This is a genomic window from Methylocystis sp. NC52PC (genome assembly GCF_055698645.1).
Window position 1 is genome coordinate 1,766,151 of the sequence record NZ_CP170127.1, and the last position, 22,780, is coordinate 1,788,930.

Sequence of the window (22,780 nt, forward strand, 5' to 3'; positions counted from 1 at the left end):
ACGTCCCGTTGAACGGACCGCGGAAAGCGCTCTCGATGAATCGGGAAATCTATCTGCAGAAATTCATCGCCAGAGCCGCTGAAAGAGTCGGTCTCACCGCTCGCCTTGTTCCGTCGGATGTTTGCTTCCCAAGCAGCTACGCCGCCATTACGCCTCCCCGGCGCGCCGCCAGGGATCTGGTCTTGTTGGGCCTTGTCGACGGATCGGCGCGGCCTGATCTCTGCGACTTGACTCCCGCTTCCCCGCAGGAAGACGGGGGCCGATCGTTTGATCTGCGAATCTTCAGCGCAAAGCCCCGCGCCCTTGACGCGCTCATGCCGCTGCTGCGCAACCTCGGTCTTCCCGTTCTGGATCAAAACCAGTTTACTGTCATGGTCGGGGCAAGCCGCCGATACATTCGAAGTTTCCGCATCCAGCCGACCGGCGATGAGAAAGTGCGAGAATACAAGAAAGCAATTCTCGCCGCCTTCGGCGCCCTTCTGCGCGGAGACGCCGAGGACGACTCCTTGAATCAACTCGTCGTGCGTGCAGGAGCAGGCTGGCGGGAAGTCGATCTTCTCCGCGCCTATTGTAACTATTACCTTCAGCTCGAGGGCAGAATTGGCCGATCCCGCTTCTATGAAGCGCTGATTGGCCAAAGCGCCATCACCAGGCTGTTGCTTTCCTATTTCGAGGCGCGTTTTCGGCCGGATGGGCCCATGAGAGGATCGCTGGACGCTTTGGCTGACATCCGGCAGAGCCTCGTCGACGCCTTCGATCAAGTGGTCAATGTTACGGACGACCGGATCCTGCGCGATGTCTTCAATCTGATCGACTCGACGCTGCGGACGAACTTTTATATTACGGAAAAAACAATAGCGTTGAAGATAGACAGTTTGGGCGTGATCAGCGCGCCCCATCCAAAGCCTGCGCTGGAAATTTACGTCCACTCGACGTCATTCGAGGGGATACATTTGCGGGGGGCGAAAGTCGCGCGCGGCGGGATTCGCTGGTCGGACCGGACGCATGATTTCCGCACGGAAATCCTCGATCTCATGCAAACGCAGATGGTCAAGAACGCGTTGATCGTCCCGCAGGGCGCGAAGGGCGGCTTCGTCTTGAAGCGCACGGTGGGCGATGGTCCGGAACGGGAGGTTTCGGGAAAGGCCGCCTATCGAGAGTTTATCAGCGCCCTCCTGGATTTGACCGACAACACGGATTATCGGAACGATCGGCAAGCGGCTGGAATGGTCGTCTATGACGACTGGGACCCCTATCTCGTCGTCGCAGCTGACAAGGGGACGGCGACCTGGTCCGATATTGCAAACGAAATCTCCTTAGCGCGCGGATTCTGGCTCGGCGACGCTTTTGCGACGGGGGGCTCGAACGGTTTTCACCACAAGCGCCTGGGAATTACCGCCCGTGGGGCCTGGGTCTGCGTGCGTCGTCACTTTCGAGAACTCAACCGCAATATCGACGACCAGCCCTTCACCGTGGTCGGCGTAGGTTCGATGGATGGAGACGTCTTCGGAAATGGAATGCTGGAAACAACCAACATCCGGCTGCTGGGCGCCTTTAGCGGCGAGCATGTCTTCATCGATCCCAACCCGGACCCTTTGATTTCATACGCCGAGCGACGCCGGCTCTACGAAACGCCGCGCTCCAGCTGGAATGATTACGACAGAACCAAGATTTCCATGGGCGGCGGCGTGTATCGGCGCGACGCCAAGGACATCGAACTCAGTCCGGAAGCGCGAGCCCTCCTGCAGGCCAGAAATCGCCTTGTCGATGGCGAGGCCTTGATCAGACTCCTGCTGACCGCCCCGGTCGACCTTTTGTGGATGGGCGGGATTGGCACCTATGTGAAGGCAAGTTTTGAGACGGATGAGAGCGTCGGCGACAAGGCGAATGACGGCGCTCGAGTGGATGCTAATCAGCTACGCGCGAAAGTGGCGGGCGAAGGCGCAAATCTCGCATTTACGCCGCAGGCGCGGGTAGAATTTGCGTTGAAGGGCGGCCAAATCAACAGCGACGCGATCGACAATTCCGCGGGAGTGGATCTCTCGGATCACGAGGTGAATCTCAAGATCGTCTTGGCGTCGGGAGGCGCCTCGTCGGACGCCGAGCCGAACCAAGCGCATCGCCGCCTCGCGGACACAACGGACGAGGTCTGTTCCGACGTACTCGACGACAGCGATCATCAAAGCCTTTGCCTGTCGCTGGAGCGCAGACGCTCTGCGGCAGATGTCTCCTCCTATATGGATCTTGCCGACAGGCTCGAAGCTGCGGGCCGACTCGATCGTCAGGACGGGAGAATCCCACGCCTCAAGGAGATTCAGGCGAGGGCGGAGAAGGGGCTTACCAGGCCGGAACTGGCTTTGTTGATGGCGCATGCGAAACTGTCGCTGAAGCGCGCTCTTCTGGAGGCGCCCGATTTTCTCGATGAGAATTGGGCAAGCGCCTTCCTGTTAGCCTACTTTCCCCTGTCGATGCGGCGGATGTGGGAGAAGGAAATTCACTCGCATCCCCTCGGACGAGAGATTGCCGTTACGGTGATTTGTAACAAGGTTATCGACCAGTCGGGCGCGCGCTTCCTATTGTTCGATGAAACGGCCGCTCCTGGGGTGCTTGTGGACGCAGTGGGCATCTACCTGACGTTTGACAAGATCCTCGAGGGAGCGCGGTGGCGCAGAGCGATACGCGACTTGAGCGATCGGATGACCTCTGAGCGTCAATATGTTTGTCTTCAACAATTAGAAGACACATTGATCTATATGTGTCGTTGGGCGCTTCAGCGCGGCTACATCCTTCGGCCGCAGGAGGACGTCGTTGCGGAATGGCGAGACTATTTGAAAGAATTCTTTGTCGGCTTTCAAAGCGTCGTCGAAGCCGCGGTTTGGAAAGATGAGAGCGGCGACGTCGAAGCCGAAATCTTTGGCGCCCGAATGCGCGAATTTCCCTTCATGGTGGATCTTGCGCGACGAGCAGGCAAAGACATTGCCGTGGCGACGCAGGTTTTCGACCGTATCGTCGAGCGCCTGGGGCTCGCGCAGATTGCTGTTCTTCTCGCAAAGCTCACGGCGCGGGATGCGTGGGAAGGACAGTTGCAGCAGACCCTCGAAGAACGCCTCCGCGCGGTCCCAGCTCGAATTGCTTCGGTTGTGTTGCATTTTGGCGCCAATGAATTGGAGACGCTTCTGGAAATTCCCGACCTGCGTTCGAGCTTCCTGCGGCATGTTCGGCTGCGCGAGGAAGTCCTCAGCGCGGCCCCGACGACGATCGCGCCTTTTGCCCTATTCCTTGTTGAACTCGAGTCCTTTGCCGAGGCCTTCGATAGGCTGAAGACGAGAGCTTACGCGTAGATCGGATGGAGGCGCGCTCGTGGACGATCACTCGCTTGTTCATCTTCTCCTTGGCGTCAGCACCGAGGGGGCTTGCTTAATGGACGCGGCCGGGTGCGTTCAAGCCATGAACGAGCAAGCAGAACGAATGACTGGCTATCGCCGGGATGAGCTGTTGGGGCGTCCCTTTCCCGGTAAGCCGAAAACACGCGCGAGCCAAGGGAATGGCTCGCTCGCCTGGCGACTGGCGCCAAGTCGCCAGTGGATCGGCATTCGCATTACGCGCAAGGATGAAACGCAGGTGGACGCCTTATGCGCCATCTATCGCCTCGGCCCGAACGGCGAGGCGGGAATGCTATTGAAGTTGCGACCGGAAGACGTCTCGGCGACGGAGAAGGCAGCTTTAGACGATATGAAGACAAAGCTCGGCGCCATATTCGATTCGATGGCCGACGGTTTGGTTCTCATTGATGAAAGTGGAAAGGTTCTGTTTTTCAGCGCAGGCGCAGAGGCGTTGTTTGGCTTTGAAGCCGCGGAGGTGCTCGGGGCAAATGTGAACGTTCTGATGCCTTCTCCGTACCGGGAGGAGCACGATGGTTACCTCTCAGCCTATCGACAGACCGGGAAGCGGAAAATCATCGGCGTGGGTCGTGAGGTCTCAGGACGGCGAAAGGATGGGTCCGTTTTTCCAATGTACCTCTCCGTTGGCGAAGTCTGGCTCGAGGGCCGTCGCTTCTTTGTCGGCGTTACGCATGACCTCACGCGCGCAAAGATGGTCGAGGGACGCCTATGGATGCTGTCGGCCGCGGTCGAGCAAAGCCCGGTCGCTGTCATGATCGCGAGCCCGGAGGGGAACATTCAATACGTGAATAGCCGGTTTGTGCAGTTGACCGGCTACGCCGAGGAGGAGGTGATCGGCAAAAATCCCAGGATGTTGCAGAGTCCCGATACGCCAAAGCGGCAGTATGAGCGTCTCTGGGAGACAATAAGAAGCGGTGGAGAGTGGCGAGGGGAGATCCAGGATCGGAAAAAGGGGGGAGAAACGTATTGGGCGTTTGAAATAATCACGCCCATTCGCAACCCCCGGGGAGACATCATACACTACCTGGCGCTTCAGCAGGACGTCACTGAACAGCGACGGGACAAGGAGGCGCTTCTTTTGAGCGAGGAGCGCTTTCGTAAAGTCGCGGAGATGGTTGGGGAATGGCTCTGGGAGCAGGACCCGGACGGACGCTATATTTATAGCAGTGACGCGGTGCGAGACATACTTGGTCTGGAGCCGCAGCAGATCATCGGAAAGCGCTACCTGGACTTGTTCGCCGACGAAGCCAGCGCGAGTTTTCTTTCCAAGGCTTTGCCGCAACCTTTCTATCGCGTCGTCAACTGCTATCGTAATCAGGCCGGGCGGCGCGTCTTTACGGAGTCCAGCGGAGCGCCAATTTTTGATAGGAGAGGACGCCTCGTGAAATGGCGCGGGGTAGATCGGGACGTAACGGCGCGAAAAAAGGCCGAGGATGAACTCCGTGTTCGAAATCGCGCCATGGAGTCCGTGCATGTCGGCATTGTAATATCCGACGCTCGAGCGCCCGGGAACCCAAATATTTACGTGAACCCGGCGCTTTCCAACATTACAGGATATAGCCAGGAAGAGCTGCTGAAAGGCGGCATGCATATGCTGCAGGGGCCCGGCACCGATCCTGCCGCTCTCGTCAAAATCAGAGACGCCCTGGCGACCGGTCAGAGTTGTGAAGTCACGCTCCAAAACTACCGCAAGAGTGGAGAGGCTTTCTGGAATGAACTTCTCCTTTCTCCCGTGCCCGACGAAAAAGGTGAAGTTACGCACTATATCGGCGTGCAGACCGACGTAACGGAGCGGCGGCGCGCCGAACAAAATCGGCGCGACCTCGAAATCGCCAAGCAGATCCAATTATCGCTCTTGCCAAGCGGTCCCTTGCATGCAGCCCGCGCCGAAGTGATCGGGGTCTGTCTGCCGGCCACGCACGTTGGCGGGGATTATTTCGACTATTTTGAGAATGCGGGCGGAATCGACCTCGTTATCGCCGATGTCTCTGGACATAGCGTCGGAGCCGCGTTGATCATGACAGAGGTCCGCAGCATGGTGCGCGCGCGTTGCCGGCAAAGCGCATACGCTGGTCCAAGTGAGATCATGCAGGACCTCAACGGTCTTCTGCATGAAGACCTCACGCGCTCTGAGCTATTCATAACCATGTTTTTCTGTCGGTTCGATCCGGAGACGCGCACGCTTAAATTCGCCGATGCAGGCCATAATCCCGCTCTGTGGCTGCGCGAGGGAGAGCGTGCGTGTCGAACGCTGGATGCCGACGGCCTTGTTCTCGGAGCGCGGCGCACTGTTTCTTTTGAAGAGAAGACCCTCATGCTTGCGCCGGGCGACAAGCTTCTTTTTTACACGGATGGCTTGACGGAGGCGCAAGACGCATCCGGCGCGTTTTTTGGTCTGGAGCGCCTCTGCGAAAGCTTTGAAACAAGCAGATTACTCGAACCTCAGGCAATTATCGAGGCGCTGCTGAGCGACGTCAGCAGCTTTTGCGGTCGTGCGCAACTGAGTGACGACTTGGCCATGGTGGTCCTGGAGGTCAAGTGAGACGGTCTCGCCTCGGGTGGCGATGCTGAGGCGGAGGCATATCGACGCGGACGTTCTGTCGGAACATCAGGCTTCGGCTCCGTGTTAAAAGGAGTTGATGAGACGACCAGGCTTCGGCAATGCTCAAACCGGACGCGCGAAATGTTCACGAAAATACTTGTTCCTCTCGATCTCTCCGAACCTCAGATGAGCAACCACGCCGTCCGCTACGCGGAGGCTCTCGGCAAAGCTTTTGATTCCGATCTAAGGCTCGTGAATGTTCAGTCGCTGGTGCCTGTGACGTTTCTGGATTACATCCCCCGAGATTTCGACGAGGCGACGCGCCGGGCTCTCGAGAATGAACTGGCCGCCATCGCGGCTGATATCGACCGGCCTCCAGAGCGCATATCGACGGTTCTTCGCTTCGGCCCGATCTATCAGACGATCCTCAACGAGGCAGAAAGTTGGGGGAGTGACGCGATCGTCTTGTGCTCCCATCGTCCAGGAATGGAGCGCTTCCTCATCGGTTCCAACGCGAGCGCCATCGTTCGCCATGCAACCTGTTCAGTCCTGGTGCTGCGATAGCTGAGCCTGGTTTGCGGATCGGCTTGTTAATTGGCCCAAACCCTCGGCCCCCTCAAGTGAACGTCTTGAGTTGACCGTCTATCTCTTCCAATCTGCGAAGGCTAATTCCCAGCGAACCGCGACGCACGTCGTCACGGAGCGACTGCGCCAAGGCGCTCGCCATGTTCCTGATCGCCAGGCGATCATCTTTCGGCCGCACCTCAATCGTGTCGATGATCCGGCTCCTTAGCAAATCGGGGATATGGACTTCCTCCAACGCCGCCGCGTCGCTGTTTGCCCAAGCCGCAACTTTCTCTCTGAGCCTGGCATAAGCGGAACGCGTCCGTTCTCCCAAAATCCCTCTTTTGGCCGATTCGGACGCCAAGGCAAGCAAGGTGACGGTGTGAAGGCCTATTGTCGTTGGACCGCCCATCTCGCGCCAACTCTTTTCTTCTCGAGATCAAACGAACAAGGGTCCTGGGCGCACTGCGTCCCCTAAGGGCCGCGAAAGTAGCGCTGATACAAGGCGCTCAAGAGCCCCGCGGGAGCACCGAGAATGATTCCGATGAGCTCGGACGATGCCTCGCAAGTCAGTCTATTGAACGCTTTCATCATCGACGGTGGTCTCCGACGGCGTTTTTCGACACAGCCGCAGTCTTCGTGATTCTCATGACGAAATAATCTCGCGAGATTCGGCATTTCGTCATGTGAGCCGAATAGATGGGACGTGCTCAACGAGAGAGAAATGCGGCGATGCCAGGCACAGGCGCGGCAGGCGGGACCAGAACCAGCGCGGCTTGGCTCGAGGGGCTGAGCGAGCGCCAGAAAACTTTGGCCAGGCTGTGCGCGCTGAAGGCCGATGACGCACATATCCTGGAAGAACTGGGACGCATGCTGGGCTGTTACACGTCGATGGAAAAGCCCTGGTGTTTTCTCTCGATCGAGGCGCTGCTGCCGGCTGCGGTTTTTTGGCGCGCCTTTCACCTCCATTGGAGAAGCTTCGAACAGCCGCCTCACGGACGTTACCTTTGGACGCTTGGCCGACGACGCCCGGATTGGCGCATCGATTACATGACGCATGACGATGCAGCGGCGTTGATCGCCCTGCCTGAAATACTCAGCCTCTATAGGGGCCGGGACGATCAGACCCGGGTCGCACTGTCCTGGAAGGTGAGCGAGCCTTTGGGCGAGCGGCGCCACAAAGAAGACTTCTTCATCGAGGCGAGAGCGCCCAAGGCCGCTGTCGCCGGCTTTTACGCGGGAGCGGAGAAACGGGAAGCCGAAGTCGTTCTTTTTAGCTGTAGAGCCATCGCCGGATCGAGGTGATCTTCAGCGTGAACGCGACCGTAAAGCGCCAGTCATCCAATTGCAATATAGCGAGGCTACGGGGGGCGTTCGCTAACCATCGAGATGCGCAGGTCAATGCTTCTTCACTTGCACCATGTCCCGGGGCGCCTTCGCGTTTGTCTCGAAAGGCTCCGGGGCGATTTGAGCGCCGTCGCGCCGCTAAATGCCGAGCTTTTGTCGATCCCGGGGGTCGACTCCGCCTCGCTCAACCCGCGTACCGGCAGCGTCACGATCTACTACCAACGTGACGTCTTTGAAATTGGCACGTTCTGGGAGAGGTTACGTGAGCTCGATTATCTCGGTGACCCGTCGAGCGCTGAATCCGGCGTCCCTTGCAGGCTGAAGGAAGCGACCGTCACAAAGGCCGCCTCCGCTCTTGGCGAGGCCCTCGCATCCGCCGCGGTCAAGCATCTCATCGATCGCTCGGCATGGTCGCTGCTCAAGCTTCTTGTTTAGACGACGGCCGGGGGGCAGCCGTGCTGGCGCGCCCGTGGCGGGCTTAAGTCTCCGGGCGCTGTTGTTGCGCAAGATGGGCCTCACGCATGTCGAGATCCCGCTCGATGCGTCGCCGCGCCTCGTCGCGCAACGCGCCGCTGCGGAAGAGTTCGTTGACGCGTATCCGCTCGGCGTCGATCAGAAGGCTTTCCACCTCATCACAGGTCGCGCCGAGGCGGCTTGCGACGGCGTCGCGGGCGTTCCTGCTTTCCAAATGTTTGAGCCGCTCTCGATGCTGATGGCGCACGGCGTCGACCATTTGCGCTGAGAGGTTGCGTTCGGCCGCGAGCGCGTCCAGCCGCTCGATTGCGGCTTTCACGCCCGCCGCGCGCGCCTCATGCTCCTCGCTTCTCTCGACGTCGCGCTCCGCGCGTCCGGCATGAGAGAGGCCGAGCGCGCGGATGAGCCAAGGCAACATGAGCCCTTGCCCGACCAGCGTCAGCAGGATGACCGAAAATGTCAAAAACAGAATCAGGCTGCGAAACGGAAACGGCTGTCCGGCGGCAGTTGTAAGAGGAATCGCGAGCGCCGCCGCGAGGGAGACGATGCCGCGCACGCCGGTGAAAGCCAACACGACGGACCATTGCCATGGTGGCGCGGGGCTCTTTCTTTTGAACGCGGGAAACAGCCATCGTGGAATATAGGTCGCGGGGAAGATGCCGATGAATCGCGCCGCAATCAGGACGCTGGCGATGACGCCGGCGGAGATCGCCAACTGCGCGGTCTCATAGTCGCCGATTCGATCGAGCACCGCGCGCGCTTGAAGTCCCGTGATGAGGAACACCATTCCTTCGATCACGTAAACGAAAAACTCCCAAAAAAACACGCCCTGCAATCTCGTGGCCGAGCTGATGAGCTGGGGGCCATTCCAGCTGACATAAAGCCCGGCCGTCACCGTCGCGAGAACGCCCGAGCCGCCGAGCCGCTCAGGCGGCCAGAAGGCGACAAAGGGCGTTAGAAGGGAAAGCAATATTTCAATGAGCGGATTTCTGACCCACCGTCTCAGTCGCAGCGTCGTCCATCCGACGCCGACGCCCCAGACAATTTCGCCGACGACGATCGCCGCGAATGTTTCGGCGGCGTGACCGAAAGAAAAGGCGCCCGCGCTTACGGCTGCGATGGTGAAACGATAGAGGATGAGCGCGGTGGCGTCGTTCGCGAGGCCTTCGCCTTCCAGAATGACGAGAATCTGTCGCGGCAATTCCATCCGGCGCGCGATGGAGAGCGGCGCGATGGCGTCGGGCGGCGAGACAATGGCTCCCAGCACGAAGCTCACGGGCCAGTCGAGGCCCATCATCCAATGCGCCGCCGCGGCGACGACAACTGTGGTGAAGACGACGCCCCCTACGGCCAAGAACGCAATCGGCCTCAAATTGAACCGAAACTCCCGCCAGCTCATATTGAAGGCGGAAGTGTAGATAATGGGCGGCAAAACAAACAGCAACACGAACTCCGGAGCAAGTTCGATCGCAGGAAGCCCGGGCATGAGCGCAAGCAATACGCCCGTCAGCACCAGAAGTATCGCCGAGGGAATCCTCATGCGGTCAGCGATTATTGCGATTACCGCAACGACGGCCAGCAACAGGATGAGCGCTTGCAGGGATGACGTCATAATCGCACCGATTTGCGAGTCTGTAACTCTTCCTCGGCGTACTATGAGTGCGGCAGTGTGATTCAGCAATGCGCGGCTTGAGCCGGCTGGAGCGACGGAGAGACCCGGCGAGAATAGCGCGAATGCATTCCTCGGCTTTGCCGCGACGGGCGCGTGGATCGCCTCGCCAAGCAACCGTTCGTTTAGGGCCTGTCATTTCAGAGGGACCGCCGCAATCCGCATGAACGAGGAAGCGCGCAGCTTGGCGCGCTCTCAGTGACTCCAACTACGCGTCGCGATCTACCTTCCGGCGCCGGAGCCGCCGCCTGTCCCGCTCCTGCCAGCGCCGGTTCCGGTTCCGAGGGCGCCGCCGCTGGTCCCGCTTCCACTCCCCCAGGTTCCGCTGCCGCCGGTTCCGGAGCCGGTCCCGAGGTTCCCGCTTCCGCCGGTCCCGCTTCCCATTCCTGGCGTTCCGCTTCCGCCTGTTCCGCCGCCCCCTGCGCCGCCGCCTGCCGCGCCGCCGCCTGAGCCCCCGCCGCCCTGGGCGACTGCAAATGACACGCTAGCGGCCAGCGCAACCGCCATGGTGAGAAGTCGCAGTCTATTGGCCATGCTCGCCTCCTCGTCGGATCGGTCCGAGAGCCCGACCAAATAGCGGCGGCGACAGGAACACCCATTCGTCTATGTACGGATCACAGCGGCGCGCCCTGATAGCAAGGACAGCGACCATCCGTCGAGGCGCGCGTCGATACGATAGTCAGCCTGCTACGAAAAACATGAGGCGGGTAAGATTCGTATAGTCCCCCTCAAACGCCATCGTGCCGACAAAAACGAGAACGGCAAGCGGCGGAATCAGTATGGCGCTTACCAAGGCGAGGCGCTCCCACGCCATGTGCATGAACACGGCGACGATCAGTCCAGCCTTCAACAGCATGAAGAATATAATCAACCCCCATCTCAAATAGCCATGGAAGTTGAAATAATCGACCATGTACGAACAGGCGCTCAGAACAAACAGGAGCACCCAAACGAGAAGGTAAAGCGCGATCGGATGTTGCTCGCCATGCGCCGCGGCAACGCTCTGTGGAACTGCGGCCTCCCCCTCCGTCGGCGGATGAGGTTCATTCATGAGCCGTGCGCTCCGTTTTGCATCGTAGGTCATGATCGCCCTCACCAGAGGTAGAAGAACGCAAAGATGAACACCCAGACGAGATCGACGAAATGCCAGTAGAGGCCCATGATTTCGACGATCTCGTAACGTCCTTTTCGACTGGTGAAAAAGCCGCGTTTTTCGCGGTCGTAGTCGCCGCGCCAGACCGCGCGCGCGATGATGAGCAGGAAGATGACGCCCACCGATACGTGAAAGCCGTGAAAGCCGGTTATCATGAAGAAACTGGCGCCAAATTGCGCCGCGCCGAAGGGATTGCCCCAAGGGCGGACGCCTTCATGGATGAGTTTCGTCCATTCGAAGGCTTGCATGCCAACGAAAGCCGCGCCAAAGACCGCGGTGATCAACATGAGCAGCGCCGCCTTCCGCCTCTGCCGCGCATAGGCATAGTTGACGGCCATCGCCATCGTGCCGGAGCTGGTGATCAGATCGAAGGTCATGATCGCGATGAGGATGAGGGGGATGCTCTTTCCGCCGATGTTGAGGGCAAAGATTTCGCTCGGGTTGGGCCAGTCGACGGTCGTGGACATTCTTACGGTCATGTAAGAAATGAGGAAGCAACTGAAAACGAAGGTGTCGCTGACCAGGAAGATCCACATCATCGCCTTTCCCCAGGAGGCGCTCTTGAAGGAGCGCTGATCCGAGGACCAGTCAGCGACCAGGCCGTCGAGCCGGGTCGGACGGGAGGCGTTGGCGCCCAGCGGCAGAGTGGAAGGATCGACGGTCATGCGCTTCTCCCAATCTCAAGTCAGCAGCCGGCGGCAGATGACGCCGAAATTATCCGCCCAGCCGAACAGGAGGGTCAACAGCACGAGCCAGACCCCCAGAAGAAAGTGCCAGTAAGTGGCGCAAAGCCGGATTGCGCTCGTCAATTCCTTGGGGTTGGCGCGCTGGGCGCGATTGATGAGCGTGGCGAGGGCGACAAGGCCTCCGAGAAGGTGAAGCCCATGGGCCGCGGTCAGGAGGTAGAAGAAGGCGTTCGCCGGATTCGTCGAGACAAAGTAGCCATTCGCCGCCATGTCGCGCCAAGCCCAAAGCTGGCCGATCAGGAAAAGAAAGCTCGTTGCTGCGCAGGCCGCGAGCGCACGCTTCATCCGCAAGGCTTGACGTGTCCTCGCTGCGGACTGCGCGATGTGCAAGGACGCGGAGCTGGCGACGAGCGCGACGGTGTTGAGCCAAAGGATGCGCGGCGGCGGCGGCAATTGCCAGTCGAGCGACTCCATGCGCATGAAGAAGGAAGCCGTCAGCAATAAAAACAGACATGTTGCGACCGTCATAAAGATAATGAGACCAGTCCGTGCCGGCGTCGAGCCTGGTCGTCTGCTGCGATAGGACGGCAGTTCTCCTTCATGAAGCCAAGGGGCTTCGGTCACGCCCTCCCGCCACAGCCACAGCGCGGCAAGCGAAGCGATCAGGATGAAAAATGGCCCCATGAGGCTCATTCGCGCTCTCCCTGCGATGGGGGGGCGTTTTGAGGAATGAAGTCGTCCGGCGCCCCGGGAACGCTGTAGGCGTATGGCCAGCGATAAACGATCGGCAAATCCTTTCCCCAATTGCCGTGGCCCGGCGGCGTCTCGGGCGTTTGCCACTCGAGCGAGGCGGCCCTCCAGGGGTTTCCCCCCGCCAGCGCGCCGCGCCTCAGACTGCGAAGCGCGTTGTAGAAAAACAATCCTTGTGAGAACCCGACGAAGATCGCCATGACGGTGATGAAAATATTGAGATCGACCACCGAACTCGGGACAAAGGACACATCGTTCATGTCGTAGAACCGGCGCGGAACTCCGATGAGGCCGAGGTAATGCATGGGAAAGAAGACGGCGTAAGCGCCGAGGAAGGTGATCCAGAAATGGATTTTGCCGAGGCGTTCGTCCATCATTCGCCCCGTGATCTTCGGGTACCAGTGGTAGATCGCGCCGAAAATAACCAGAACAGGCGCGATGCCCATGACCATGTGGAAATGTGCGACGACAAAAAGCGTGCCGGAGAGCGGCACGTCGACGATCACGTTGCCAAGATAGAGCCCGGTTATGCCGCCGTTGACGAAGGTGACGAGAAAGCCCAGCGCGAAAAGCATGGGCGTATCAAAACGCAAATTCGCGCGCCAGAGCGTCAGCACCCAATTATAGACCTTCAAGGCGGTCGGGACGGCGATCGCGAGCGTTGTAATGGCGAAAAAGAATCCAAAAATGGGATCCATTCCGCTGACATACATGTGGTGGCCCCAGACGACCATGCTCAGCACGCCAATGGCAAGAATGGCCCAGACCATCATGCGGTAGCCAAAGATATTCTTTCTTGCGTGCACGCTGATAAGATCCGAGACCATGCCGAATGCCGGAAGCGCGACGATATAGACCTCCGGGTGGCCGAAGAACCAGAAAAGATGCTGAAAGAGAATGGGGCTGCCGCCGCTGTAATTGCGACGCTCGCCCATCTCTACGATCGCCGGCACGAAAAAGCTCGTTCCCAGGGTGCGGTCAAGCAACAGCATGACGCAGGCCACGAATAAGCCGGGGAACGCCAGCAGCGCCATCACGGCCGCGGTGAAGATGCCCCAGACGGTGAGCGGCATCCGCATGAGCGTCATCCCGCGCGTGCGGCCCTGCAAGACGGTGACGACGTAATTGAGGCCGCCCATCGTGAAGCCGATGATGAAGATGATGAGCGACACGAGCATCAATATGATGCCCCATTCATGTCCGGGCGTGCCGGTCAGGATGGATTGCGGCGGGTAAAGCGTCCACCCCGCTCCAGTCGGCCCTCCAGGCACGAAATAGCTTGCGGCGAGGACGAGCGTCGCGAGCAAATACGCCCAGTAGCTGAGCATATTGACGAAAGGAAAGACCATGTCCCGCGCGCCGACCATCAGGGGAATGAGATAATTGCCGAAGCCGCCCAGAAAGATCGCCGTGAGCATATAGACGACCATAATCATGCCGTGCATGGTCACGGATTGGTAATAGACGGTCGCATCGATGAACGGGATGGCGCCTGGAAAGGCGAGTTGAAGCCGGATCACCCAGGAAAGGACGAGCGCCAGCAAGCCGATTGCAATTGCAGTGCCGGCGTATTGGATGGCGATCACTTTGGCGTCTTGTGAAAAGACGTATTTCGTCAGCCATGTTCTAGGATGATAGAGTTCGACGTCTTCGACTTCCTGCGGCGAAACGGCGCCTTGCTCTACCGAAACGTCTGCCATCGAAATCAGCTCCTGACGCGTGTTTGCGCTGCCGACAGGCTGCTCGCTCGGGACGCAACGTCACGGGCTCGACGCCCGCCGCTCCCGTGCAGCTTCGCTTCTGCGGGTCTGTGCAAAAGTCTGTTGCTTATCCAACCATTGCTCGTAGTCCGCATCCGTGTCGACAACGAGCGTTCCCCGCATTTGCGGATGGCCCGTGCCGCAATAGGCGACGCAGAGAATTTCATACTGACCCGCTTTCGTCCCCGTGAACCAGAAATAGGTTTCCATTCCCGGAACGAGATCCATCTTGGCGCGGATTTCCGGAACGTAAAAATCGTGCAAGACGTCGATCGAACGCAAGAGAACCTTGACGGGCCTACCTTGCGGCACGTGAATTTCTCCAGTTGTCACGATGAGATCGTCCTCTCCGCGCGGATCGGCGGGGCTGACGCCGAGGGTGTTGGCTCCCTCGATGAAGCGGACGTCGCTCGCGCCGAATTTCCTGTCCTTGCCCGGAAGTCTGAAGCTCCAGTTCCACTGAACCCCGACAGCCTCGAGCTCCATCGCGTCTTCCGGGGGCGTGATGAACCGGCCCCAAACGGCGAGGCCCGGAGCGAGCAGAATGACCACGGCTACGCTGGTCACGGCGCCGAGCAACAGCTCCAGCCTGCGGTTCTCTGGCTCATAGGTCGCAAGGCGTCCTGGCTCGCTACGAAAGCGATAAAGACAGTAAGCCATGAACAAAATGACGCCGACAAAGCCCGCGCTGGTGATCCAGAACGTCAGGGCCATGGTGCCATCGATAAACCCCCAGTTCGACGCGATCGGCGTCGCGCGCCAGGGGCTCAGCACATGGAACAGCAACGACCCCGCCACAACGAGCACCATCATCAGAGCGACGAGCATGCGGGTTCACCTCTCAGCAGCCGCCTCATGAAAGTAGAGCAGGCAGACGCCCAGGCAACGATCCGCTCACCCGCGCAGACTATCGCTGACATTGGCGCCATACACCGCCCGCGCGGCGTTTCGAGGGCTCAGCGCATAGATGAAGAAGGCGGAGACGGAAACAACAGCCATGATCACGATGAGATTGCTCAGCATGCCCGGAAATGTCCCCAGCGATTTAGCCGCCGGGCGCGTAAGCGCCATAAGCGCAATCAGCCCGATGAATCCACTCAGAAGCGCGGTAAGATAAAGCATTTCGACGGCGATCATTGCTCAGTCTCCGTTTTTGCTGGACCCGCAAGCCATTGCTTCACCTAACGCGGAGGCGCGGGAAAAGGTTCTTGGGAAACGTCTTGCCGAGCGCTCCACGGGACATGCGCGGAGACGGATTTTAGGAGTTCTTGTGCGCGCGGACGCCGCGCGTCGGCAAAAGGCGCGCGATCCAAACAACGGGGGTCTGCAAGACTCGGATAAATAAGACCGGCGCGCAGAGATCGCGGCGCCGAGCCTCGCGGGCGCATTCATCCTGGCGAGTGAGCGCCGCACGGGCGCCGCGTCCGTTGCGACGAGAGCGGATGGAGCGCCGGACGTCATCGGCCGGCGCCCCTGTATTCGACGTCAGCGCGGCTGAGGCACAATGCGAAGATAGGGCTTCGGCGCTTGCCACCCGTCCGGGTAGAGTTTCTTGGCTTCCTCGTCAGAAACCGAGCCAGCGATGATCACGTTCTCGCCGGGCCGCCAATTGACCGGCGTCGCGACCCGATGGCTCGCGGTCAGCTGAAGCGAGTCAATCACGCGCAATACTTCATCGAAGTTGCGGCCCGTCGTCATCGGATAGACGAACACAAGCTTGATCTTCTTGTCCGGCCCGATCACGAACACATTGCGCACGGTTTGGTTGTCGGCTGGCGTGCGTTGGCTCGCATCGCCCGACGCGCTCGCCGGGAGCATTCCGTAGAGCTTCGAGATGCGCAGGTCGGGATCGCCGATCATTGGATAATTTGGGGCGATGCCCTGCGTCTCTTCGATATCAGCGGCCCACTTGGCATGGTTGTCGACGGGATCGACGCTCAACCCGATGAGCTTGACGTTGCGTTTGTCGAACTCTGGCTTGATCCTCGCGACATAGCCGAGCTCCGTCGTGCAAACCGGGGTGAAATCCTTCGGATGGGAAAAAAAGACGACCCAAGAGCCGTCGATCCACTCGTGAAACCGGATGCGTCCCTGTGTCGTTTCCGCTTCGAAGTCAGGGGCGGTGTCGCCTATCTGGAAAGACATCTCGACCTCCGTTGCAGGAGCCGTCCGAACCAGCTGCGCCGTGGCTCCTCCGACGCATTGCGACGACCGGGACTCGCCGAGCCTGAGTCCGCCAGCCTAGCCGTTAGAATTGTGCCCAGCGCCCGTGCGACAAGGGGCGGCTTTAGGCCAGCGCCTTTTTTGCACAAGCTGAGCAATGAAGGGGACTGCGCCCTGACCCGCTTCGTCCAGGCTGGGGAGGACTAAGCTTGCGCCTCCGCCCTTGACCCGAAACAGCAAAATTGTGAAGATCACGCCGCTTATCGACCCGGGCTGATGGCCGTCGTGGGCCGGGTCGCCTGGTTACGCCGTCGTCACAAGCAGTTGCGTGTATTTGAAGCAGAATGGGCGGTTGATGGTTCGTGTGAGTTCGCGTCGCAGCCTGCTGGCGCCCGTTTGCATCTGTCTCGCCGCGCTGGCGGTCTCCGCCTGCGGCTCTCTAGCGCCGCGCGCTGTCGTTCCGGCGTCGGAGAGAGGCCGCACGGTCGTTCTCGGTCTGCCGAATGCGCGCTTTTTCGTAGATGATCCCGTCGCCATGGCGGCCGAGCAGGAGCGCGCGCTGGAGCGTGAGGCGCGGGCGCTCGGCGTGTCCAAGGGCGGCGTGCTCCCGCCGGCGCATCTTCTCTCGCTTTCCGGCGGCGGCGACAATGGCGCTTTCGGCGCGGGCCTCCTCACCGGTTGGACGAAGCGCGGCGACAGGCCGCAATTCAAGCTTGTCACGGGCGTGAGCACCGGCGCGCTGATCGCGCCCTTCGCCTTTCTCGGGCCGGACTATGACGCAGCGCTCACGGATGTTTACACGAACATCAATCCTTCGCGCGTTTACGAAAAGCGCTTCGTTCCCTATGCGGCGCTCGCGCAGGACGCCCTCTCGGACTCAACTCCGCTCTATGACACGATCGCGCATTATCTCGACGATGCGATGCTCGCCCGCATCGCCGCGGAATATCAGAAGGGCCGGCTGCTGCTGATCCAGACCACCGATCTCGACGCCGGGCGGCCGTCGATCTGGAATATTGGCGCCATCGCGGCGAGCGGCCACCCCGGCGCGCCCAATCTCATTCGCCATATTCTCCTCGCTTCGGCTTCGATTCCGGCCGCCTTTCCGCCCGTGTTGTTCGATGTGGAGGCGGATGGCCGATCCTATCAGGAACTCCATGTCGACGGCGGCGCCGTAAGCCAGGCCTTTCTCGTGCCCCCGTCGCTGAACACCCGGGACACGCTCAACCGCTCTGGATATAAACGAAAAGGCGTAGTCGCCTACATCGTCCGCAATTCACGCTTGACGACAGAATATACCGACGTCGAACAGGCCACGCTGCCGATCGCCGAAAAGGCCGTCTCGACGATGATCAATTATAACGGCGTGGGCGATCTCTACCGCATGTATCTCGTCACCCAGAGGGCCGGCGCAGGATTCAACGTCGCCTATATCGGCACTGATTTTCACGCGCCCCATCCGGAAGAATTCAGCCAGGCCTATATGCGCGCGCTTTATCACTACGCCTATGAAAAGGCCGTCGCGGGCTATCCCTGGGAACATGCGCCGCCGGGCTTCCAGGCCAAGAAGTAGCGCAGATCAGCAAATCCGCGGCAGCTGCTCGCCCGCAAGCCAATCGACGATCCGCGAGCCGCCGAAGGACGACCTCATCTGAACGAAGCGCCGATCGTCAGCGACCGTGGCGCCGATGATGGCGGCGTCACGGCCCAGAGGGTGCGCGCGCATGGCGTCGAGCAGCGCCTGCGCCGCTTCCGGCGCGACGACGGCGACGAGCTTGCCTTCGTTCGCCACATTGAGCGGATCGAGGCCGAGCAGTTCACAGGCGGCCGCGACCTCGGGTTTGACCGGGATCGCGGTCTCGTCGATGCGGAAGCCCACGCCCGACTGTTGCGCGATCTCGTTCAATGTCGCGGCGAGGCCGCCGCGCGTCGGATCGCGCATGAGACGCAGCGACGATGCGGCCGCGGCGACCATCTCAGCGACGAGGCCGTGCAGCGGCGCCGAGTCGGAAAGAATTTCGCACTCGAATTCGAGATTTTCGCGCTTCGACATGATGGCGACGCCATGATCGCCGATTGAGCCCGAGAGCAGTACGAGATCGCCCGGCCGCGCCCTGTCGCCGGACAGTTCGAGCCCTTCGGGCGCGACGCCGACGGCGGCGGTCGAGATGAAGACGCCATCGGCCTTGCCGCGCTCCACCACTTTGGTGTCGCCGGTGATGACCGGAACGCCGGCGGCGCGCGAGGCCGCGCCCATGCTCTCTGCGATGCGCGCCAGATCGGCGAGCGCAAAGCCTTCTTCGATGATGAAACTCGCCGAGAGATAGAGCGGCCTGGCGCCCGACATGGCGACGTCGTTGATCGCGCCATGCACCGCGAGCGAGCCGATGTCGCCGCCCGGAAAGAACAGCGGCGAGACGACAAAAGCGTCGGTCGTCATCGCCATGCGGCCCTTGGGCGCGTCGAAGATCGACTGATCGTTTCCCTGTCGCAGCCATTCATTGTCGAGCGCCGCATGGAAAATCTCGGCAATGAGCTGCGACATCGCCCGGCCGCCCGCGCCATGCGAGAGATCGACGCGCCCGCTCTTGAGATCGAGCTTGCGGCGATAGGCTTTGACGCTCGTCACGAGGCCATCCTCTCCTCGCGCGTCGGCTCATCGAAGCGCCGATAGGTCCATTGCGCGGCGCAGGCGCCTTCCGACGACACCATGCAGGAGCCGATCGGCGTTTCCGGCGTGCAGACCGTCCCGAAGAGCTTGCAGTCGTGGGGGCGCTTGGCGCCTCGCAGGATCGCGCCGCATTCGCAGGCGGGGTTATCGCGGGCGACCGGCGTCTCAACGGCGAAGCGACGCTCGGCGTCGAACTGGGCGTAAGTCTCGCGCAAACGCAGGGCGCTCGCCGGGACTTCGCCGAGCCCGCGCCACTCGAAGCTCTCGCGCAGGTCGAAGATGTCGGCGGTCTCGGCCTGCGCTTTCAGATTGCCCTGTGGCGACACGGCGCGGCCATATTGGTTCTCGATCTCGCAGCGCCCTTCGTTCACCTGCGTCGTCAGCATGACGATCGCCTGCATGACGTCGAGCGGCTCGAAGCCCGTGACGACGAGCGGCTTCTCGAACTCCGTCGCGACGAAGCGGTAGGGCGTGACTCCGATGACGGCGGAGACATGCGACGGGCCGACAAAGCCGTCGAGTTCGACGCGGTCATCCTTACTTGTCAGGATGGCGCGCATCGCGGCGGGCGTGAGCACGTGATTGCAGAAGACGGAGAAGTTCGAAAGCTGCTTTCGCGCGGCGAGACGGATTGCGAGCGCCGTCGGCGTCGTCGTCGTCTCGAACCCGATCGCAAAAAACACGACTTGCCGTTGCGGCTCCGTCTCGGCGATGCGAAGCGCGTCGAGCGTGGAGTAAACCATCCGAATATCGGCGCCGGCCGCCTTCGCTTTCAAGAGGCTGTCGCCGCCTGACGCTGGCACGCGCATGAGATCTGCATAGGTGCACAGGATGATCTCGGGCTTGCGGGCAAGTTCGATCGCCGCGTCGATTCGCCCGATCGGCAGGACGCAGACGGGGCAACCCGGGCCATGGATCATGCGCACATTGGTCGGCAGCAGGTCCTCGAGGCCGTAGCGCGAAATCGCATGCGTATGGCCGCCGCAAAACTCCATGAACCGATAGTCGCGGTCGGGTCGCGCAATTTTGGCCAGCCGCCGCGCCATGCCGCGCGCGAGTTCTCCGTCGCGGAATTCGTCGACATATTTCATGGCGCGTCCTCGGCGATGTTCCGGATCATCGCGAGCGTTCGCTCCGCCTCCTCGGCGTCGACCTTCGACAGCGCAAAGCCGACATGCAAGATCACATAATCGCCCACTGCGACATTGTCGACGAGCGCGGTGGAAATCGTCTTGGAGACGCCGTCGAGCGAGACTTTGGCCATCTGCTCCGGCAGGAGCTCGATGACGCGCACGGGGATGGCTAAACACATGCCGCGTTCTCTTTCCTTACGCCGCCCGTCTCGAAAGCCGCCCGCGCGATCGCCGCTTGGCCGAGCGAAAGGCCGCCATCGTTGCAAGGCGCGGCGCGCGCGAGCATCGGGCTGAGGCCACGCGTCCGCAAGGCGTCGCTCAGCCCTTCCGCCAGTATCATATTCATCATGCAGCCGCCGCCGAGCGCAATGCGGGCGAGGCCTCGCGCGCGCGCTTCCTGTTCAATCCAGGCGGCGCAGCCCTCGATGAGCGCGCCGTGGAAATATTCGGCTGCCTCCCGGGGCCCCGGCCGTTCGTCAGCGAGAAAGGCGAGGAGCGGGGAGAAATCGAGGAGGCCGCCGCTGAGCTGGAAGCTCTCAGCCATGCGACGCGGCGTGCGGACGAGGGCCTCCAGCTCCATGGCCGCCTGTCCTTCGTAGCGTTGTTCGCGACAGACTCCGGCGAGCGCCGCAGCCGCATCGAACAGCCGCCCCATGCTGGTTGTCGTGGGCCCGGCGTCGCGACGCAACCGTTCCGCAAGTTGCCCGGCAAGCGGCGCGTCGGGAAAGAGATCTCGCGCCCGGTGGAGGCGCCCGGTCGCCGCCAAGGCGGCGACGCCCATGCGCCAGGGCTCGCGCGCGGCGCGGTCGCCCCCAGGCAGGGGGAGGGGCGCAAGATGGCCGAGCCGCGTCCACCGCGCGCCATCGAGCAGGATGAGTTCGCCGCCCCAGGCGCCGCCGTCGTCGCCCATCCCATAGCCGTCGAGCGCGACGCCGAGCAGCGGCCCGTCGACCCCGTGCTCCGCGGCGATCGCGCCGACATGCGCCGCATGATGCTGAACGCGCTGGAGGGGCAAATTCGTCTCTTCCGCAAATCGCGTCGAAAAAAAGTCCGGATGAAGGTCGCAGGCGGCGACGTCGGGTTCGACATCGAGGAGCGACAGGAGGCGGCGCAAGCTTTCCTCGAAGAAGCGAATGCTTTCGGCGTCGTCGAGATCGCCGATATGCGGCGAGATAAAAGCCTCGCGGCCGCGAGCCACTGTCACGGTCGATTTCAGATGGCCGCCGACCGCGACGACACAAGGCCCCTCTGTCTTCAGATCGACAGGGTCCGGAACGAAGCCGCGCGCGCGACGCAGAAAGGCCGGGGCGCCGTCGATGATGCGCATGACGGAATCGTCGACGCGGGCGACGATGGCGCGGTCATGCCCGACGATCAGGTCGGCAATCCCCGAGAGACGACGCCGCGCGTCGTGATCATCGACGACGAGAGGCTCGCCGCCGCGATTGGCGCTCGTCGCCACCAGCACGAAGCCCTGAGCTGCGCCGCGCCAGTCATTGGACGACGGGTAGCCGGCCGCCGCGTAAAACAGCAGATGGTGCAGCGGCGCATAGGGCAGCATGACGCCGATGCGACCGAGGCCCGGAGCGACCGAAGGCGCGAGGGCGTCAGTGGAACGCATCAGCACAATCGGCGTGGCCCGATGGGCGAGCAGCGCGCGCTCGGCCGGCGTCGGCGCGGCGATGCGTTCGATTGAGGCCAAATTCGCGGCCATCACCGCAAAGGGTTTGGCGTCCCGCGCCTTGCGCTGGCGCAGCGAGGCGACGGCGCCTTCATTTCGCGCGTCGCACATCAGGTGATAGCCGCCGATTCCTTTCAGCGCGACGACCGCGCCCTGGCGCAGCGCCTCGACGATCGTCGAGATATCGGCGTCGAGCCGTGGCCCGCAGGCGGGGCAGGCGATCGCCTCGGCATGAAAGCGGCGGCTGTGCGGGTCGTGATAATCCGCCTCGCAGCGCGGGCAGAGAGGAAAACTGGCCATCGAGGTCCGCGCGCGGTCATAAGGCAGGGACGAGGCGATCGTGAAGCGCGGCCCGCAATGGGTGCAGGTGACGAAAGGGTAGAGGTGAAACCGGCTCGACGCGTCGAAGAGCTCCTCGAGGCAGTCGGGGCAGGTCGCAGCGTCGGCGACGATGCGAGTCTTGGTCTTGCCGCCGGCGCTCTGAAGGATCGAGAAGGCGCAGTCGCCGCGCGCGTCGATTTGCTCGACGTCGACGGACTCAATGGTGGCGAGAGGCGGCGCTTCGGCCTCTAGGGCCGCAAGAAAGGCCCCACACTGCGCGCCTTCGATTTCCAGGAGCACGCCGTTGGCGTCATTCTGCACAAAGCCGGTCAAACCGTAGCGCGCGGCGATCCGTTGCGCGAAGGGCCGGAAGCCGACCCCCTGCACGGCCCCCCGCACGCGCAGGCGCAGGCGCAGGCGCGCCGCCGAGTCGGGCCGGGCCTGGCGGGTCCCTGCGCGCGCCAT

The 22,780-nt window shown here is 61.5% G+C and carries 19 protein-coding genes; 6 read left to right on the forward strand and 13 right to left on the reverse strand.

What is annotated here, in order from left to right; translation table 11 throughout:
• Nucleotides 1-35: 35 nt before the first annotated feature.
• The 3 genes from ACETII_RS10525 (at nucleotide 36) to ACETII_RS10535 (ending at nucleotide 6,507) form a co-directional block, all read left to right on the forward strand.
• A complete protein-coding gene (locus ACETII_RS10525) occupies nucleotides 36-3,341 on the forward strand; it encodes an NAD-glutamate dehydrogenase domain-containing protein (protein WP_472787981.1) in 3,306 nt (1,101 codons plus the stop codon).
• A gap of 19 nt (nucleotides 3,342-3,360) precedes the next feature.
• Nucleotides 3,361-5,943 carry a PAS domain S-box protein gene (locus tag ACETII_RS10530; RefSeq protein ID WP_472787982.1) on the forward strand — a complete coding sequence of 861 codons (2,583 nt, stop codon included), beginning with the start codon at nucleotides 3,361-3,363 and terminating at the stop codon, nucleotides 5,941-5,943.
• A gap of 141 nt (nucleotides 5,944-6,084) precedes the next feature.
• On the forward strand, nucleotides 6,085-6,507 hold the full coding sequence (locus tag ACETII_RS10535; RefSeq protein WP_363345671.1) for a universal stress protein: 423 nt from the start codon (nucleotides 6,085-6,087) through the stop codon (nucleotides 6,505-6,507).
• A gap of 52 nt (nucleotides 6,508-6,559) precedes the next feature.
• Here the strand turns inward: ACETII_RS10535 and ACETII_RS10540 are convergent, their stop codons facing one another.
• Entirely contained in the window at nucleotides 6,560-6,919 is a 360-nt protein-coding gene (locus ACETII_RS10540) for a hypothetical protein (protein ID WP_472787983.1), read from the reverse strand.
• A gap of 320 nt (nucleotides 6,920-7,239) precedes the next feature.
• Here ACETII_RS10540 and ACETII_RS10545 point away from each other — a divergent pair, with 320 nt between their 5' ends.
• Together ACETII_RS10545 and ACETII_RS10550 are read left to right on the forward strand one after the other, a co-directional pair.
• The gene (locus tag ACETII_RS10545; RefSeq protein WP_472787984.1) at nucleotides 7,240-7,812 is read left to right on the forward strand and encodes a hypothetical protein; all 573 of its coding nucleotides are present in this window, start codon (nucleotides 7,240-7,242) and stop codon (nucleotides 7,810-7,812) included.
• A 162-nt stretch (nucleotides 7,813-7,974) separates the two neighbouring features.
• Nucleotides 7,975-8,289, forward strand: coding sequence for a hypothetical protein (locus ACETII_RS10550; protein WP_472787985.1), 315 nt, complete (start codon nucleotides 7,975-7,977; stop codon nucleotides 8,287-8,289).
• A gap of 43 nt (nucleotides 8,290-8,332) precedes the next feature.
• Here ACETII_RS10550 and ACETII_RS10555 read toward each other — a convergent pair whose 3' ends face one another.
• The 8 genes from ACETII_RS10555 to ACETII_RS10590 all read right to left on the reverse strand — a co-directional run bounded on the left by ACETII_RS10555 (nucleotide 8,333) and on the right by ACETII_RS10590 (nucleotide 16,491).
• Nucleotides 8,333-10,009 (reverse strand): Na+/H+ antiporter, encoded by a 1,677-nt coding sequence (locus ACETII_RS10555; protein WP_472787986.1) that lies wholly within the window; start codon nucleotides 10,007-10,009, stop codon nucleotides 8,333-8,335.
• 667 nt (nucleotides 10,010-10,676) lie between these two features.
• Entirely contained in the window at nucleotides 10,677-11,048 is a 372-nt protein-coding gene (locus ACETII_RS10560) for a cytochrome C oxidase subunit IV family protein (protein ID WP_472788151.1), read from the reverse strand.
• A gap of 41 nt (nucleotides 11,049-11,089) precedes the next feature.
• Nucleotides 11,090-11,815, reverse strand: a complete 726-nt coding sequence (locus tag ACETII_RS10565) for a heme-copper oxidase subunit III family protein (protein ID WP_472787987.1) — start codon at nucleotides 11,813-11,815, stop codon at nucleotides 11,090-11,092.
• A 15-nt stretch (nucleotides 11,816-11,830) separates the two neighbouring features.
• Nucleotides 11,831-12,529 (reverse strand): cytochrome c oxidase subunit 3, encoded by a 699-nt coding sequence (locus ACETII_RS10570; RefSeq protein ID WP_363345685.1) that lies wholly within the window; start codon nucleotides 12,527-12,529, stop codon nucleotides 11,831-11,833.
• On the reverse strand, nucleotides 12,526-14,286 hold the full coding sequence (locus ACETII_RS10575; protein WP_472787988.1) for a cytochrome c oxidase subunit I: 1,761 nt from the start codon (nucleotides 14,284-14,286) through the stop codon (nucleotides 12,526-12,528). The genes ACETII_RS10570 and ACETII_RS10575 overlap by 4 nt, the downstream gene beginning before the upstream one ends.
• A gap of 60 nt (nucleotides 14,287-14,346) precedes the next feature.
• Nucleotides 14,347-15,174, reverse strand: coding sequence for a cytochrome c oxidase subunit II (locus ACETII_RS10580; RefSeq protein WP_472787989.1), 828 nt, complete (start codon nucleotides 15,172-15,174; stop codon nucleotides 14,347-14,349).
• Between the two features lie 66 nt (nucleotides 15,175-15,240).
• The gene (locus ACETII_RS10585; RefSeq protein ID WP_363345691.1) at nucleotides 15,241-15,483 is read right to left on the reverse strand and encodes a hypothetical protein; all 243 of its coding nucleotides are present in this window, start codon (nucleotides 15,481-15,483) and stop codon (nucleotides 15,241-15,243) included.
• Between the two features lie 348 nt (nucleotides 15,484-15,831).
• Nucleotides 15,832-16,491 carry a peroxiredoxin gene (locus ACETII_RS10590; RefSeq protein ID WP_363345693.1) on the reverse strand — a complete coding sequence of 220 codons (660 nt, stop codon included), beginning with the start codon at nucleotides 16,489-16,491 and terminating at the stop codon, nucleotides 15,832-15,834.
• Nucleotides 16,492-16,864: 373 nt separating this feature from the next.
• On the opposite strand from ACETII_RS10590, the gene ACETII_RS10595 reads away from it, so the two are divergent.
• A complete protein-coding gene (locus tag ACETII_RS10595; RefSeq protein WP_472787990.1) occupies nucleotides 16,865-18,082 on the forward strand; it encodes a patatin-like phospholipase family protein in 1,218 nt (405 codons plus the stop codon).
• Nucleotides 18,083-18,088: 6 nt separating this feature from the next.
• Here the strand turns inward: ACETII_RS10595 and hypE are convergent, their stop codons facing one another.
• Genes hypE through hypF form a run of 4 tightly spaced genes read right to left on the reverse strand, consistent with a single transcriptional unit; the run spans nucleotide 18,089 to nucleotide 22,780 of the window.
• Nucleotides 18,089-19,138 (reverse strand): hydrogenase expression/formation protein HypE, encoded by a 1,050-nt coding sequence (gene hypE / locus ACETII_RS10600; protein ID WP_363345697.1) that lies wholly within the window; start codon nucleotides 19,136-19,138, stop codon nucleotides 18,089-18,091.
• Nucleotides 19,135-20,271 (reverse strand): hydrogenase formation protein HypD, encoded by a 1,137-nt coding sequence (gene hypD, locus ACETII_RS10605; RefSeq protein ID WP_472787991.1) that lies wholly within the window; start codon nucleotides 20,269-20,271, stop codon nucleotides 19,135-19,137. The genes hypE and hypD overlap by 4 nt, the downstream gene beginning before the upstream one ends.
• Complete coding sequence (locus ACETII_RS10610) at nucleotides 20,268-20,492, reverse strand: HypC/HybG/HupF family hydrogenase formation chaperone (RefSeq protein WP_363345701.1); 225 nt, start codon at nucleotides 20,490-20,492, stop codon at nucleotides 20,268-20,270. The genes hypD and ACETII_RS10610 overlap by 4 nt, the downstream gene beginning before the upstream one ends.
• Entirely contained in the window at nucleotides 20,483-22,780 is a 2,298-nt protein-coding gene (gene hypF, locus ACETII_RS10615; protein WP_472787992.1) for a carbamoyltransferase HypF, read from the reverse strand. The genes ACETII_RS10610 and hypF overlap by 10 nt, the downstream gene beginning before the upstream one ends.

What these genes read in the sequence shown, in the direction of transcription:
- ACETII_RS10590 (WP_363345693.1), bottom strand. Translation starts at nt 16,491, where the DNA reads ATGTCTTTCCAGATAGGCGACACCGCCCCTGACTTCGAAGCGGAAACG.
- ACETII_RS10570 (WP_363345685.1), bottom strand. Translation starts at nt 12,529, where the DNA reads ATGAGCCTCATGGGGCCATTTTTCATCCTGATCGCTTCGCTTGCCGCG.
- ACETII_RS10525 (WP_472787981.1), top strand. Translation starts at nt 36, where the DNA reads ATGAATCGGGAAATCTATCTGCAGAAATTCATCGCCAGAGCCGCTGAA.
- ACETII_RS10535 (WP_363345671.1), top strand. Translation starts at nt 6,085, where the DNA reads ATGTTCACGAAAATACTTGTTCCTCTCGATCTCTCCGAACCTCAGATG.
- ACETII_RS10560 (WP_472788151.1), bottom strand. Translation starts at nt 11,048, where the DNA reads ATGAATGAACCTCATCCGCCGACGGAGGGGGAGGCCGCAGTTCCACAG.
- ACETII_RS10580 (WP_472787989.1), bottom strand. Translation starts at nt 15,174, where the DNA reads ATGCTCGTCGCTCTGATGATGGTGCTCGTTGTGGCGGGGTCGTTGCTG.
- ACETII_RS10610 (WP_363345701.1), bottom strand. Translation starts at nt 20,492, where the DNA reads ATGTGTTTAGCCATCCCCGTGCGCGTCATCGAGCTCCTGCCGGAGCAG.
- ACETII_RS10595 (WP_472787990.1), top strand. Translation starts at nt 16,865, where the DNA reads ATGGTTCGTGTGAGTTCGCGTCGCAGCCTGCTGGCGCCCGTTTGCATC.
- ACETII_RS10585 (WP_363345691.1), bottom strand. Translation starts at nt 15,483, where the DNA reads ATGATCGCCGTCGAAATGCTTTATCTTACCGCGCTTCTGAGTGGATTC.
- ACETII_RS10565 (WP_472787987.1), bottom strand. Translation starts at nt 11,815, where the DNA reads ATGACCGTCGATCCTTCCACTCTGCCGCTGGGCGCCAACGCCTCCCGT.
- ACETII_RS10545 (WP_472787984.1), top strand. Translation starts at nt 7,240, where the DNA reads ATGCCAGGCACAGGCGCGGCAGGCGGGACCAGAACCAGCGCGGCTTGG.
- ACETII_RS10540 (WP_472787983.1), bottom strand. Translation starts at nt 6,919, where the DNA reads ATGGGCGGTCCAACGACAATAGGCCTTCACACCGTCACCTTGCTTGCC.
- hypD (WP_472787991.1), bottom strand. Translation starts at nt 20,271, where the DNA reads ATGAAATATGTCGACGAATTCCGCGACGGAGAACTCGCGCGCGGCATG.
- ACETII_RS10575 (WP_472787988.1), bottom strand. Translation starts at nt 14,286, where the DNA reads ATGGCAGACGTTTCGGTAGAGCAAGGCGCCGTTTCGCCGCAGGAAGTC.
- hypF (WP_472787992.1), bottom strand. Translation starts at nt 22,780, where the DNA reads ATGGCGCGCGCAGGGACCCGCCAGGCCCGGCCCGACTCGGCGGCGCGC.